This window comes from Leclercia sp. J807 (assembly GCF_009734465.1).
In the GTDB taxonomy this organism is placed as follows: Bacteria; Pseudomonadota; Gammaproteobacteria; order Enterobacterales; family Enterobacteriaceae; genus Enterobacter.
Genome location: NZ_CP046446.1, coordinates 1,444,838 through 1,459,381, shown reverse-complemented (window position 1 = coordinate 1,459,381; position 14,544 = coordinate 1,444,838). Strand labels below are relative to the sequence as shown.

At 58.6% G+C, this 14,544-nt stretch carries 10 protein-coding genes; 5 read left to right on the top strand and 5 right to left on the bottom strand.

Annotation, left to right across the window (positions count from 1 at the left end; genetic code table 11):
* Positions 1 to 26: 26 nt before the first annotated feature.
* A complete protein-coding gene (fsa, locus tag GNG26_RS06770) occupies positions 27 to 689 on the bottom strand; it encodes a fructose-6-phosphate aldolase (protein WP_156238230.1) in 663 nt (220 codons plus the stop codon).
* Between the two features lie 127 nt (positions 690 to 816).
* Here fsa and GNG26_RS06765 point away from each other — a divergent pair, with 127 nt between their 5' ends.
* The 4 genes from GNG26_RS06765 to GNG26_RS06750 all read left to right on the top strand — a co-directional run bounded on the left by GNG26_RS06765 (position 817) and on the right by GNG26_RS06750 (position 6,547).
* Positions 817 to 1,716, top strand: coding sequence for a glycyl-radical enzyme activating protein (locus GNG26_RS06765; protein ID WP_156238228.1), 900 nt, complete (start codon positions 817 to 819; stop codon positions 1,714 to 1,716).
* Positions 1,717 to 1,720: 4 nt separating this feature from the next.
* Positions 1,721 to 4,153 carry a formate C-acetyltransferase/glycerol dehydratase family glycyl radical enzyme gene (locus tag GNG26_RS06760; protein WP_156238227.1) on the top strand — a complete coding sequence of 811 codons (2,433 nt, stop codon included), beginning with the start codon at positions 1,721 to 1,723 and terminating at the stop codon, positions 4,151 to 4,153.
* A gap of 165 nt (positions 4,154 to 4,318) precedes the next feature.
* The gene (locus tag GNG26_RS06755) at positions 4,319 to 5,134 is read left to right on the top strand and encodes a Cof-type HAD-IIB family hydrolase (RefSeq protein WP_103178808.1); all 816 of its coding nucleotides are present in this window, start codon (positions 4,319 to 4,321) and stop codon (positions 5,132 to 5,134) included.
* A gap of 150 nt (positions 5,135 to 5,284) precedes the next feature.
* A complete protein-coding gene (locus GNG26_RS06750; RefSeq protein ID WP_156238225.1) occupies positions 5,285 to 6,547 on the top strand; it encodes a DUF1479 domain-containing protein in 1,263 nt (420 codons plus the stop codon).
* Between the two features lie 406 nt (positions 6,548 to 6,953).
* On the opposite strand, the gene GNG26_RS06745 is transcribed toward GNG26_RS06750, so the two are convergent.
* Positions 6,954 to 8,549, bottom strand: coding sequence for an ABC-F family ATPase (locus GNG26_RS06745; protein WP_103823489.1), 1,596 nt, complete (start codon positions 8,547 to 8,549; stop codon positions 6,954 to 6,956).
* 220 nt (positions 8,550 to 8,769) lie between these two features.
* Here GNG26_RS06745 and ldtB point away from each other — a divergent pair, with 220 nt between their 5' ends.
* Positions 8,770 to 9,690 (top strand): L,D-transpeptidase, encoded by a 921-nt coding sequence (gene ldtB, locus GNG26_RS06740; protein ID WP_103178805.1) that lies wholly within the window; start codon positions 8,770 to 8,772, stop codon positions 9,688 to 9,690.
* 661 nt (positions 9,691 to 10,351) lie between these two features.
* Here the strand turns inward: ldtB and GNG26_RS06735 are convergent.
* Genes GNG26_RS06735 through GNG26_RS06725 form a run of 3 tightly spaced genes read right to left on the bottom strand, consistent with a single transcriptional unit; the run spans position 10,352 to position 14,540 of the window.
* On the bottom strand, positions 10,352 to 11,875 hold the full coding sequence (locus GNG26_RS06735) for an efflux transporter outer membrane subunit (protein WP_197080150.1): 1,524 nt from the start codon (positions 11,873 to 11,875) through the stop codon (positions 10,352 to 10,354).
* Positions 11,872 to 13,443: a DHA2 family efflux MFS transporter permease subunit gene (locus GNG26_RS06730; protein ID WP_114315551.1), complete on the bottom strand. Its 1,572-nt coding sequence runs from the start codon at positions 13,441 to 13,443 to the stop codon at positions 11,872 to 11,874. The genes GNG26_RS06735 and GNG26_RS06730 overlap by 4 nt, the downstream gene beginning before the upstream one ends.
* Complete coding sequence (locus GNG26_RS06725) at positions 13,440 to 14,540, bottom strand: HlyD family secretion protein (protein WP_114315552.1); 1,101 nt, start codon at positions 14,538 to 14,540, stop codon at positions 13,440 to 13,442. The genes GNG26_RS06730 and GNG26_RS06725 overlap by 4 nt, the downstream gene beginning before the upstream one ends.
* Between the last annotated feature and the right edge of the window lie 4 nt (positions 14,541 to 14,544).

The following is a 14,544-nucleotide window of genomic DNA, read 5'->3' as shown; positions in this document are numbered from 1 at the left end:
AGCGTTAGCGCCGCCCGGCAATAAGGTCAGATCGATGTCCGTCCAAAGGCGTTCTGCCAGTCCTGCTCGAATTTTGCGATCGCGGCGTCCACCGCCGGAGAGGTAATCAGTTGCTGGGCCACATCCAGCGGCAGGGTGATGGATTCACAGCCCGCCAGCAGGCAGTCCAGCGCCTGACGCGGGGTTTTGAAGCTTGCGGCCAGCACTTTGGCGTGCGGCGCGTGGAGCGTCAGCAGCTGTTGCAGCTCCGCCACCGTCTGAATGCCATCCCCGCCCTGCGCATCCACGCGGTTGACGTAGGGCGCGACATACTCCGCCCCCGCCAGCGCCGCCATCAGCCCCTGCGCCGCGCTGTAGACCGCTGTACCGAGCGTCGGCACGCCCTGCACTTTCAGCATTTTAATGGCCGCCAGCCCTTCCGCCGTGACCGGCACTTTGACCACCAGATCGGCCACGATACCGCGCAGCTTCAGCGCATCTTCCACCATCCCTTCCGCGGTGGTCGCCATCACCTGGGCAAACAGACGGCCCTGGCCGCCCATCGCCTCCTGCAGCTGCGGTAGCAAGACTTCCAGCGGCGTTTTGCCCGCGGCAACAATGCTTGGGTTGGTGGTGACGCCTGCCAGCGGAAAGACGCGGGCCAGTTTTTTAACAGTAATGACGTCGGATGTGTCGAGATACAGTTCCATGATGGGGTCCTCAAAAATGACTATGCCGTAACCCTAGCACGGCAAAACCTGCCTCAGAGTTGATTTGCGTCAAGATAACCTTCATTCGAAAGTAATTTAATCTTCATACGCAACAAGAGGCGACATTATGATCTTCAACATTCAGCGTTATTCGACACACGACGGCCCCGGTATTCGTACCGTGGTCTTTATGAAAGGCTGCTCCCTGGACTGCCGCTGGTGTCAGAACCCGGAAAGCCGCGAACGCTCGCGGGATCTGCTGTTCGACGCTCGCCTGTGCCTGGAGGGGTGCAACCTCTGCCAGCAGGCGGTGCCCGCGGTCATCCACCGCACGCTGAATGGCCTGGTGATCCACCGCGAAAAACTCGACGATACCCACCTGGATGCCCTCACCCACTGCTGCCCGACCCAAGCCCTGACCGTCTGCGGTGAAGAGAAGCAGGTGGAGGAGATCATGGCGACCGTCCTGCGGGATAAGCCGTTCTACGATCGCAGCGGCGGCGGCGTCACCCTCTCCGGAGGCGAACCTTTTATGAACCCGACGCTGGCCCGCGCCCTCTTCCAGGCCAGCCACGACGCGGGCATTCATACCGCCGTGGAAACCTGTCTGCATGTGCCGTGGCACTATATCGAACCGTCGTTACCGTACATCGATCTGTTTCTCGCCGACCTGAAACATGTCGACGGTGCGGTCTTTAAGCAGTGGACCGACGGCTCGGCGAAACGGGTGCTGGATAACCTCAGACGCCTCGCTGCCGCCGGGAAAACGCTCACCATTCGCGTGCCGCTGATCCAGGGCTTTAACGCCGATGAAGCGTCGATTACCGCGATTACCAATTTTGCCGCGGATGAACTGAACGTCCGTGACATCCATTTTTTACCGTATCACACGCTGGGCATGAACAAATACACCCTGCTCGGCCAACCCTACTCCGCCCCTGATAAACCGCTCGATAATCCTGCATTACTGGACTTTGCCCGGCAGTACGCCGCCCAGAAAGGGTTAACCGCGACCTTACGAGGATAATGTTATGACACAGCTGAATCTTACTACCCTGAGCGATCGCATTAAGGCGCATAAAACTGCCCTGGTCCATATTGTTAAGCCGCCGGTCTGTACCGAACGTGCGCAGCACTATACCGAAATGTACCAGCAGCATATGGATAAGCCGATCCCGGTCCGCCGCGCGCTGGCCCTGGCGCATCACCTGGCGCAGCGCACTATCTGGATCAAACATGACGAACTGATTATTGGTAACCAGGCAAGCGAAGTGCGCGCCGCGCCGATCTTCCCGGAATACACCGTCTCGTGGATTGAAAAAGAGATCGACGATCTCGCCGACCGTCCGGGCGCGGGCTTTGCGGTAAGCGAAGAGAACAAACGCGTTCTGCATGAACTCTGCCCGTGGTGGCGTGGCCAGACGGTGCAGGATCGCTGCTACGGTATGTTCACCGATGAGCAAAAAGGCCTGCTGGAAACCGGGATTATTAAAGCCGAAGGCAACATGACCTCCGGCGACGCCCACCTGGCGGTGAACTTCCCGCTGCTGCTGGAAAAGGGGCTCGACGGCCTGCGCCACAAGGTGGCCGAGCGCCGCTCCCGCATCAACCTGACGGTGCTGGAAGATCTGCACGGTGAACAGTTCCTGAAAGCGATCGATATCGTGCTGGAAGCGGTAAGCATGCATATCGAACGCTTTGCCGACCTGGCGCGTGAGATGGCCGCCAGCGAAACCCGCGAAAGCCGCCGCGACGAGCTGCTGGCCATGGCGGAAAACTGCGATGTGATTGCCCACGAACCGCCAAAAACCTTCTGGCAGGCACTGCAGCTGTGCTACTTCATCCAGCTGATCCTGCAGATTGAGTCCAACGGCCACTCCGTCTCCTTTGCCCGGATGGACCAGTATCTCTACCCGTACTACCGCCGCGACGTGGAGCTGAACCAGTCTCTGGATCGTGAACACGCCATCGAATTGCTGCACAGCTGCTGGCTGAAGCTGCTGGAAGTGAACAAGATCCGCTCCGGCTCGCACTCCAAAGCCTCTGCCGGTAGCCCGCTGTACCAGAACGTCACCATCGGCGGTCAGAAACTGGTGAACGGTGTGGCGATGGATGCGGTGAACCCGCTCTCCTACGCCATTCTGGAATCCTGCGGTCGTCTGCGCTCCACCCAGCCGAACCTGAGCGTGCGCTACCACGCGGGCATGAGCAACGACTTCCTCGACGCCTGCGTTCAGGTGATCCGCTGTGGCTTCGGGATGCCAGCCTTCAACAACGATGAGATTGTGATCCCGGAATTTATCAAGCTCGGGGTAGAGAAAGAGGACGCCTACGACTATGCGGCCATCGGCTGTATCGAAACCGCAGTAGGCGGCAAGTGGGGCTACCGCTGCACCGGCATGAGCTTCATTAACTTCGCCCGCGTGATGCTGGCGGCGATGGAGGGCGGCCGCGACGCCACCAGCGGTAAAGTATTCCTGCCGCAGGAAAAAGCGCTCTCGGCGGGCAACTTCAACAACTTTGACGAAGTGATGGCCGCCTGGGATAGCCAGATCCGCTATTACACCCGCAAGTCCATCGAAATCGAGTACGTGGTGGACACCATGCTGGAAGAGAACGTCCACGACATTCTCTGCTCGGCGCTGGTGGATGACTGCATTGAGCGCGCGAAGAGCATCAAGCAGGGCGGCGCGAAGTACGACTGGGTATCCGGCCTGCAGGTGGGCATCGCCAACCTCGGCAACAGCCTGGCGGCAGTGAAGAAGCTGGTCTTTGAACAGGGGGCGATTGGTCAGCAGCAGCTGGCGGCGGCCCTTGCGGATGATTACGAGGGACTGACCCATGAGCAGCTGCGCCAGCGTCTGATCAACGGCGCGCCGAAGTACGGTAACGACGATGACAGCGTGGATCTGCTCCTGACCCGTGCCTACCAGACCTACATCGAAGAGCTGAAGCAGTACCATAACCCGCGCTACGGTCGCGGCCCAATTGGCGGGAAATATTACGCCGGCACCTCGTCCATCTCCGCCAACGTACCGTTTGGCGCGGCAACTATGGCGACCCCGGACGGGCGTAAAGCGCATACTCCGCTGGCGGAAGGGGCCAGCCCGGCCTCCGGTACGGACCACCTGGGCCCAACCGCGGTTATCGGCTCCGTGGGCAAACTGCCTACCGAGGCGATTCTGGGCGGCGTGCTGCTGAACCAGAAGCTCAACCCGGCAACGCTGGATAACGACAGCGACCGCCAGAAGTTGATGGTGCTGTTGCGTACCTTCTTCGAGGTGCATAAAGGCTGGCATATCCAGTACAACATTGTGTCGCGCGAAACGCTGCTGGAAGCGAAGAAACACCCGGATCAGTATCGTGACCTGGTGGTGCGCGTGGCGGGTTACTCGGCGTTCTTCACCGCCCTGTCGCCGGATGCGCAGGACGATATTATTGCGCGTACTGAGCATACGCTGTAAACAAACGCCGGGTGGCGCTACGCTTACCGGGCCTACAATTCTCCCGTAGGCCGGGTAAGCGTAGCGCCACCCGGCTTTTCACTTTCATTCGAAATTAAATTTGTGGTTTTGGTCACATTGTTATTAGAATGTTGCTGGTCGCAGTAACATCCAGGAGCGCAATGTATGACCGTTAAAGTTATCGTCACTGATATGGACGGGACTTTTCTTGATGACGCCAAGCAGTACGATCGTGACCGCTTTCAGGCGCAGTTCCAGCAACTTCAGGCCCGCAATATCGAGTTCGTTGTCGCCAGCGGCAACCAGTATTACCAGCTCATCTCCTTCTTCCCGGAGCTGAAATCGCAGATCTCCTTCGTGGCGGAGAACGGCGCGCTGGTGTTCGATCACGGCGAGCAGATTTTCCACGGCGAACTGACGAAACATGAGTCGCAGATTGTCATTGGCGAACTGCTGAAAGATAGCGCCCTGAACTTTGTCGCCTGCGGTCTGGAGAGTGCTTACGTCAGCGACAAGGCACCCGACGCCTTCGTCGACCTGATGTCAAAACATTATCACCGCTTACAGCGCATCAGCGACTATCGCGACATCGACGACGTGCTGTTCAAGTTTTCGCTGAACCTGCCTGACAGCGATATCCCGAACCTGATTGACGCCCTGCATGTCTCCCTTGACGGCATCATGAAGCCGGTGACCAGCGGGTTTGGTTTTGTCGATCTGATCATTCCCGGCCTGCATAAAGCCAACGGCATCAGCCGCCTGCTGAAGCGCTGGCACATCTCTCCGCAGGCGTGCGTGGCCATTGGCGACAGCGGTAACGATGCCGAAATGCTGAAATTTGCCCACTACTCCTTCGCCATGGGTAACGCGGGCGAAAATATCAAAGCTATCACCCGCTATCAGACCGACGACAACAACCACCAGGGCGCGCTGAACGTGATTCAGGCCGTCCTCGATAACACCCCGCCTTTCAGCAACTGATTTTCTCGCCGGAGCCTCCTCCGGCGAACCTTTCTCTTTCTCTCCGGGTTGTGCACTTCATCAAGTTATTTAACTTGCATTAACTTATTTTTAACCTAAAGTATCACTTGTAATTACTTTTACTTTCGAATGAAAGATAGCGAGGCTGTTATGACCTTAACGTTTACCAGTGAAACTTTGCCCGCTGACCATAAAGCGGCCATCCGCCAGATGAAACGCGAGCTACGGGCGCAGATTGGCGACGTACAGGGCGTGTTTGATCGCCTGAGCGATAAAATTGCCAGCCGCGTGGCAGAAATTAATGCCCTGAAAAGCAAAGGCGATCCTGTCTGGCCGGTGATCCCCTTTGCCGACGTGCAGAGCGGTAATATCAGTCCGGCGCAGCGCGAGGCGGTGAAACGCCGGGGCTGTGCGGTGATCAAAGGTCATTTCCCGCGCGAGCAGGCGCTGGCGTGGGATAACGCGATGCTCGACTATCTGGATCTCAACCGTTTTGATGATGTCTATAAAGGTCCGGGAGATAACTTCTTTGGCACCCTCACCGCCTCCCGCCCGGAGATCTACCCGATCTACTGGTCGCACGCCCAGATGGAAGCTCGTCAGAGCGAAGAGATGGCCCAGGTGCAGTCATTCCTGAACCGTTTATGGACTTTTGAGAGTAACGGCAAGCAGTGGTTCAACCCGGACGTCAGCGTGATCTACCCGGACCGCATTCGTCGTCGTCCGCCGGGAACCACCTCGAAGGGGCTCGGAGCGCACACTGACTCCGGCGCGCTAGAGCGCTGGCTGCTTCCGGCCTATCAGCAGGTCTTTGCCCGGGTCTTTGATGGCAATATCGAGCAGTACGATCCGTGGGATGCCGCCCACCGCACCGAAGTGGAAGAGTACACCGTGGAGAACACCACCAAATGCTCGGTGTTCCGCACCTTCCAGGGCTGGACGGCGCTCTCAGACATGATCCCGGATCAGGGGCTGCTGCACGTGGTGCCGATCCCGGAAGCGATGGCGTACATTCTGCTGCGTCCGCTGCTGGATGATGTGCCGGAAGATGAACTCTGCGGCGTGGCGCCAGGTCACGTGCTGCCGATTTCCGAGAAGTGGCATCCGCTGTTAATAGAAGCGCTAACCAGCATTCCGGCGCTGGAAGCAGGTGACTCCGTGTGGTGGCACTGCGATGTGATCCACTCGGTGGCCCCGGTCGAGAACCAGCAGGGCTGGGGCAACGTGATGTACATTCCGGCGGCGCCGATGTGCGAGAAAAACCTCGCCTACGCGAAGAAGGTGAAAGCGGCGCTGGAAACCGGGGCTTCCCCGGGCGATTTCCCGCGTGAAGATTATGAAGCGACATGGCAGTCACGCTTCACCGTTGATGATCTGAACATTCACGGCAAGCGCGCACTTGGCATGGCCTGATCCCTTTACGGCGGCGCGTCCAGTATGGGCGTCGCCGCCCCGCTTAATCTCCCCCCGGTAATTTTGTGACCGCGCTCCGGTTACGTTAAAAATCATTTTTCTTAACGCAAACAACAGGTCATGATGTCTCACTGCATAACGGTTACAAAGTGTGTGCCGCTTTTACCCCGCTTTTTGCACGAAACTGCCTGATTTCCGCCCGCGACCGGTTCTCCCTTCTTTTAAGTTGTTATACCAATTTCCCGAGAGTTATATGACAGGTGAAATGCACCATAATTGGTATACCAATTATATAAACGCAGTGATATCGTATTTAAAAACAAGAAGTTATGAAAAATGCGGGGGAAAGCGTGCAGAAAGGGGGAAAGCAGACCCTCCCCGGACGGGAAGGGTCAGAAACGGATGATTAGCCGTCGATACCTTTGCTGCGCAGGTAGTCTTCGTAGTTACCGCTGAAGTCCACCACGCGCTCCGGCGTAATTTCAATTACGCGGGTCGCCAGCGAGCTGACGAACTCACGGTCGTGAGAGACGAAGATCAGGGTGCCCTGATACATCTCCAGCGCCATGTTCAGCGATTCGATCGATTCCATATCCAGGTGGTTGGTCGGTTCGTCCATCACCAGGATGTTCGGTTTCTGCATCATCAGCTTGCCGAACAGCATACGGCCCTTCTCACCACCGGAGAGGACCTTCGCCGGTTTTTTGATGTCGTCCTGGCTGAAGAGCAGACGGCCCAGGAAGCTGCGCACCACCTGCTCATCGTCGCCTTCTGATTTCCACTGGCTCATCCATTCGAATACGGTCAGGTCGTTTTCAAACTCATACTCGTGGTCCTGCGCGTAATAGCCGATAGAGGCGTTTTCTGACCACTTCACGGTACCGCTGTCCGGCTGTAGTTCGCCTACCAGGGTTTTCAGCATGGTGGATTTACCCACGCCGTTGGCGCCGATAATCGCGATCTTCTCCCCCACTTCCAGCAGCAGGTTGAAGTTTTTAAACAGTGGCCCCTCTTCAAAGCCCTTAGTGAGGGCTTCCACTTCCAGCGCGTTACGGAACAGTTTCTTATCCTGCTCGAAGCGGATGAACGGGTTCTGACGGCTGGAGGCTTTAACCTCTTCCAGCTTGATCTTGTCAATCTGACGGGCGCGGGAGGTGGCCTGACGGGATTTAGAGGCGTTGGCGCTAAAGCGGCTGACGAAGGATTGCAGGTCGGCAATCTGCGCCTTTTTCTTGGCGTTGTCAGCCAGCAGACGCTCACGCGCCTGGGTCGCGGCGGTCATGTACTCGTCGTAGTTGCCCGGATAAACGCGCAGCTCGCCGTAGTCGAGATCGGCCATGTGGGTGCAGACCATGTTCAGGAAGTGACGGTCGTGCGAGATGATGATCATGGTGCTGTTACGCTCGTTCAGCGTCTGCTCCAGCCAGCGAATGGTGTCGATGTCCAGGTTGTTCGTCGGTTCGTCGAGCAGCAGGATATCCGGGTTGGAGAAGAGCGCCTGCGCCAGCAGAACACGCAGCTTCCAGCCTGGCGCGACTTCACTCATCGGGCCGTAATGCTGTTCAACCGGAATACCGACGCCGAGCAGCAGCTCACCGGCACGGGCTTCGGCGGAATAGCCGTCCATTTCGCCGTACTGGGTTTCGAGATCGGCCACTTTATAGCCATCTTCTTCGCTCATTTCGGCAAGGCCGTAGATGCGATCACGCTCCTGCTTCACTTCCCACAGCTCAACGTGACCCATGATCACCGTATCAAGCACGGTGAACGCTTCAAAGGCGAACTGATCCTGACGCAGCTTACCGATGCGCTCGTTCGGATCGAGAGAAACGTTGCCCAGGGTCGGCTCTAAATCGCCGCCGAGGATCTTCATGAAGGTGGATTTTCCGCTACCGTTGGCACCAATCAGGCCGTAACGGTTGCCGCCGCCAAACTTGACGGAAATGTTTTCAAACAGCGGCTTACTGCCAAACTGCATAGTGACGTTGCTGGTAACTAACACGGGAGATTCCTGCGAGAAGTGTGATAAACCCGGCATTATGCCACAATTCCGAAATGAGATCCCGCTTAACAACGTAGCGCTACACTTTAACAGAATTGAAAAAAGTGTGATTTAGTACACATCCGAATTCCATGCGGGTGGGAATGCACATATAATGCGCTCCCTAAACCGTTCTGACTTTTAAACAACCTGCCAACGTGGCACAGATACCTCGCACAACATGAATATGAAATTAACTTCGCTTTTTGCGGCGGCGTTTGCCGTAGTAGGGTTTTGCAAGACCGCTTCTGCTGTCACCTATCCACTGCCAACCGACGGTAGCCGTCTGGTCGGTCAGAACCAGGTTGTGACCATTGAAGAAGGCAACAGCCAGCCGCTGGAATATTTCGCAGCAGAATATCAGCTTGGCCTCTCCAACATGATGGAAGCTAACCCGGGCGTCGATCCGTACCTGCCGAAAGGCGGCACCGTGCTGAACATTCCTCAGCAGCTGATCCTGCCGGATACCGTACATGAAGGTATCATCATCAACAGCGCCGAAATGCGTCTGTACTACTACCCGAAAGGCACCAACACCGTAATCGTGCTGCCAATCGGTATCGGCCAGCTGGGTAAAGATACCCCGATGAACTGGACTACCAAAGTTGAGCGTAAGAAAGCGGGCCCAACCTGGACCCCAACCGCGAAGATGCACGCGGAATACATCGCCGCGGGCGAGCCGCTGCCAGCCGTTGTGCCTGCGGGCCCGGATAACCCGATGGGTCTGTACGCGCTCTACATTGGCCGCCTGTATGCGATTCACGGCACCAATGCCAACTTCGGTATCGGCCTGCGCGTGAGCCACGGTTGTGTGCGTCTGCGTAACGACGACATCAAATTCCTGTTCGAAAACGTACCGGTGGGTACTCGCGTGCAGTTCATCAACGAGCCTGTCAAAGCGACCACCGAGCCGGATGGCAGCCGTTACCTCGAAGTGCATAACCCGCTCTCTACCAGCGAAGAGCAGATCGACAATAACGTAACTGTGCCAATTACCCTGACCAGCAATGTGCAGGCGGTGACCGGCCAGCAGGATGTGGATGCGACGATTGTGGATCAGGCGATTCAAAACCGTTCGGGGATGCCGGTTCGGTTGAACTGATGGTAATAGGAACAATTCTGCTGAAACAGTGGAATTGTTCCGTTCACTAAAGCATTTCTGCATTATGTTCACCCCGCTGCGGTGAACGTGTTAAGGGGGCTATCGCCGCCCCCTTAACAATCCCGGCTCCCGGCAAAGAAAATCGCCGCTTCGCGGTCCCCTCAGCTTATTCCTTCCGGCTTTCGGGTCGGGCGTGATCCTACATCCATGTAGGTCACGCCCTCTCGGCGCATCCATGCGCCTCGCCCCGGCCTACAGGAAACGCTTCGGCGATTTTCAGCCGGACTCTCGCCCCCTCCACCTTTCCAGCTGTTTGAAAAAACTTAAAAGAGTCTTTTAACAATTTCTGCATGTGGCACGGGTGTTGAGTTCCGCTGAAATCGGCGAACCGGAGACCGGATGACAAGGGCTGGACGCCAGGGATGGCGGCCAGAGGCGAATCGAGACAGGATGTCGAGTTGAGCCGACCGCAGGCAGCAGGTCGGGAGGTGAGCGCAGTGCGAAGCACCGATTTCTTGCGGGGCCGCGGGGATTGAAAAGGGGGCCGCGGTGGCCCCCTTTTCCCGTTCACGTGTGCTGGAACGTCATATTCTATCCGTCATAAAGTGAACGGAACTTACCTCTGAATGGCGAATATGCAATTTCTTTCCAAAGCGCTAAATCATCCCCTCGGCGCATCCCCAAACACAGCATAATCCGGCAGCTGCACCTTCTGATACGGCTCCCATCCCCCGCCAAGCGCTTTATAGAGCGCCACCAGATCCAGCGCGCTCTGTACCCGGGCCTGATCCCGCTGCTGCTGCGCCTGGGCCAGCTGGCGCTGGGCATCCAGCACGTCGATAAAGGTAGCGATCCCCTGGCGATAGCTACTGCTCGCCAGATCGAAGGCGTTTTGCAGCGCATCAATGGTTTTGCTTAATCCCGCCTCCCGCTTCTGGTCGGTGCGGTAGCTGACCAGTGCATTTTCCACATCCCCCAGCGCGGTAAGCACCGTCTGACGATAGTCCAGTACGGCGGCGCCCTGCTGGGCACGGGCGACCTTCACGCTGGAGACCAGCCGTCCGCCCTGGAAGATGGGAATGGAGAACTGCGGCCCGACGCTGTAGAAGTGGCTGCTCCAGTCGGTGAGCCAGTTAGCCTCGCTGTTACGCAGGCCAAACTGGCCGCTGAGGGAGACGCTGGGGAACAGCTGCGCCACCGACACGCCAATCTGCGCGGTGGCCGCATGCAGATTCGCCTCGGCCTCACGCACGTCCGGGCGGCGTCGCGCCAGGGTGGACGGGATCCCGGTGGGGACAATCTCCGGCAGCGCGGGCAACGGTTTGCTGGCCTGCAACTCGCCGTCCAGCGCTCCCGGCGGTTTGCCAAGCAGGATCGCCAGGCCGTTCATCGCCTGCCGCGCCTGGGCTTCATATTGCGGAAGCTGCGCCTCCAGGTTGCCGAGCTGGGCGCGGGCGTTCTCCACGTCCAACTGCGGCGACAGGCCGCCGCGCTGGCGGCTGCTGGTCAGATCCAGCGTCTGCTGCGCGCTCTCGATCTGGGTATTGAGGGTCGCGATGCTGCTCTGGGCTCCGCGCAGCTGGAGCCAGGCGCGGGCGACTTCCGCCTCCAGCGACACCAGTGCATCGTTACGCTGCTCGATAGCCGCCTGCTGCTGAGCGTTGGCGGCTTCCACCTGACGGCGCACCTTGCCCCACAGATCCAGCTCCCACTGGGCGTCAAAGCTGCCCTGATAGAGGTTAATCGGCTGGGTCAGCGGTCCCAGCGCCCCGCGCAGTTCAGGATCCACATCATCAAGCTGATCGTATACGCCGTGGGATTTCAGCTCCCCCTCCAGCCCCAGCTGCTGCCGGGTGGCCTGCAGGTTGCCGTTCACCGCCGGGAAGAAGGCACCGCCCGCCTGGTTGATCTGCTCCCGCGCCCCGGCGATGCGCAACACGGTTTGCTGTAGCGACAGGTTGCCAGCGATGGCGCGCTCAATCAGGCTGTCCAGCTGCGGATCGCCAAAGGATTTCCACCAGCGAGGATTGATGGCGGTCGACGCGGTTTGCGATTTCACGCCGCCGTCGCCCGGATCGTTCCAGTGCGTCGGGGTTTGCGGCGCGGGCTGCTGGTAGTCAGGCCCCACGGCACAGCCTGCCAGCAGCAGCATTAACATCAGGGGGCTTAAACGTCGAATCATCAGTGTGCTCCTGCACTCCCCTCGCTCTTAACCGGCGAGAGCAACAAACAAAACGGAATCAGTAAAAGGGCCACCACGCTCAGAATGGTGAAGACATCCACGTAGGCCAGGAAACGCGACTGCTCGATCATCGCCTGGTACATGCGCCCGGTGGCGATGCCGGTGGGGTCGCCCACCTGGGTGGTAAAGTTCTGGATCGCCTGGGCCATCTCGCGGATCGTCTGCTGGAACGGCTCGTCAAACGCCGAGGTATGCGTGGCGAGATGGGCGCTGTGGGCCTGGGAGCGCTCGGTAATGGCCGCCGTCGAGAGCGAAATGCCTACCGACCCCGCCACGTTGCGGAACATGGTAAAGAGCGCCGCAGCGTCGGCGTTCAGCCGCCGGGGGATCGAGATAAAGGCGATGGTGGTCAGGGGCACAAACAGGAACCCCAGCCCAATCGACTGGGCGCTGCGGAACAGCACCAGGGTCTCAAAGTCGATATCCGGCGTCAGCGTCCGCGACCAGAAGAAGGCCGTCGCCAGGCAGGCAAAGCCGAAGGCGATGATCCAGCGCGTCTGCACAATCGGCATCAGCTTCAGCACCAGCGGGATGGTCAGCACAATGAGGATCGCGCCGGGCGAGAGCACCAGCCCCGACCAGGTGGCGGTATAGCCCAGATCCTGCTGCGCCAGCTGCGGGATCACCACCGAACTGCCGTAGAGGATCATCGCCATACCGGCCATCAGCAGGCTGGAGACGGCGAAGTTTTTATCCTTCATGCAGTGCAGATCCACCACCGGCTTTTTGGCATAGAGCAGCCAGTAGATAGCGCCGATAATGCCAATCAGCGTCAGCACCGCGAAGGTGCGCGTAAAGTTCGAGTTAAACCAGTCTTCGTCTTCCCCGCGGTCGAGCATCACCTGCAGGCAGCCGAGGCCAAGGGCGATAAGCCCGATGCCCGTCCAGTCGACGGAAAGTTTCTCTTTCGATTTACTCTCCCACGGCGGATCTTCCAGCAGCTGATAGATCGCCAGCACGGTCACAATCCCCACCGGGATGTTAATAAAAAACACCCAGCGCCAGGAGTAGTTATCAGTGATCCAGCCGCCGAGCGTCGGCCCCAGCACCGGGGCGACAATAATGGCGATGGACGACAGGCCAAACGCCTTACCGCGATCTTCCGGCTTAAAGTAGTCGAGCAGTACCGACTGCTGGGTAGGCTGCAGTCCGCCGCCGAAGAAGCCCTGCAGAATACGGAACAGGATGATCTGCCACAGCTCGGTGGCGATCCCGCACAGGAAGGAGCAGATGGTGAACATCACAATGCAGATCAGGAAGAACTGCTTGCGGCCAAAAAGCCGGCTCAGAAACGCCGAGATGGGCAGCACAATGCCGTTCGCCACCAGATAGCTGGTGAGCACCCAGGTGGATTCGTCATAGCTGGCGGAGAGCGAACCCGCCACGTGGGGCAGCGCCACGTTGACGATGGTGGTATCGAGGATCTCCATAAACACCGCGAGGGTGACGACGATCGCCACCGCCCACGGGTTGCTGGCGGGCCGCCAGTTTTCATGGCTGTGGTCGGTCATTCCACGGTTACCTTCGGCTCAACCGACAGGCCCAGCGGCAGCGGCTTATTGGGATCCAGCCCTTTATCAATGACAATTTTCACCGGTACGCGCTGGACGATCTTCACGAAGTTACCGGTGGCGTTTTCCGACGGGAAGGCGGCAAAGCGTGAGCCGCTCCCCTGCTGGATAGAGTCGACATGCCCTTCCAGCTCCATATCTGGCCAGGCGTCCACGCTCAGCGTGACCTTATTACCGGGGCGCATCCGCTCCAGCTGGGACTCTTTAAAGTTGGCGACCACCCAGATATCGCTCGAGACCAGGGAAAAGAGCGCGGTGCCCGCCTGCACCAGGGTACCGGTCTGGACGTTGCGCTTCGTTATGTAGCCATCAAAGGGAGCACGAACTTCGGTGTAAGAGAGGTTGAGCTCGGCGGTCTTCAGCTGGGCACGCGCTTGTTCCACCTGGCGCTCCCGGGCTTCGACGTTGGTCTCCTGCTGACGAATTTGCAGCTGCACCTGGGAGGCCACCTCAAGCTGTGCTTTGGCGCTGGCAAGCTGGGCCTGGGCGCTGCGCAGCTGGGCGTTGGCCGCGTCGATGCTCTGTTGCGTGGTGGCGCGGGGATCGACGCCGCGCTGACGGCGATACTCCGCCTGGGCATTGGCGAGATCGGCCTGGGCTTTGATCACCTGGGCGTTAGCTTCGTCGCGCTGGGCGGGGTATTGCACTTTCGAGAGCGCCAGTTGCGCCTGCGCCTGATGCAGTTGGGCCTCGGCCAGACCGAGCTGGGCTTTAGCCTGATCGCGCTGGGCGAGCGTATCCCGGGGATCGATCGTCACCAGCAGATCGCCTTTTTTCACCCGCTGGTTATCCCGCACCCGCAGATCGGTGACGTAGCCAGCGGTTTTCGGGGCAATTGTGACAGCGTCACCTTCGGTGAAGGCATCGTCGGTGGTCTCCTGGTTGCGGGTCATAAACCACCATACCAGCGCCACGATGACCATGACGATCACCACAATACCCAGAATAATCAGCGGCTTTTTGCCGGGGCGTTTACGTTCAGTCTCTTTATTTTCTTTATTATCGGTATCTTCAGAGGTGTGGTTTTCTTCTGCCATAGAA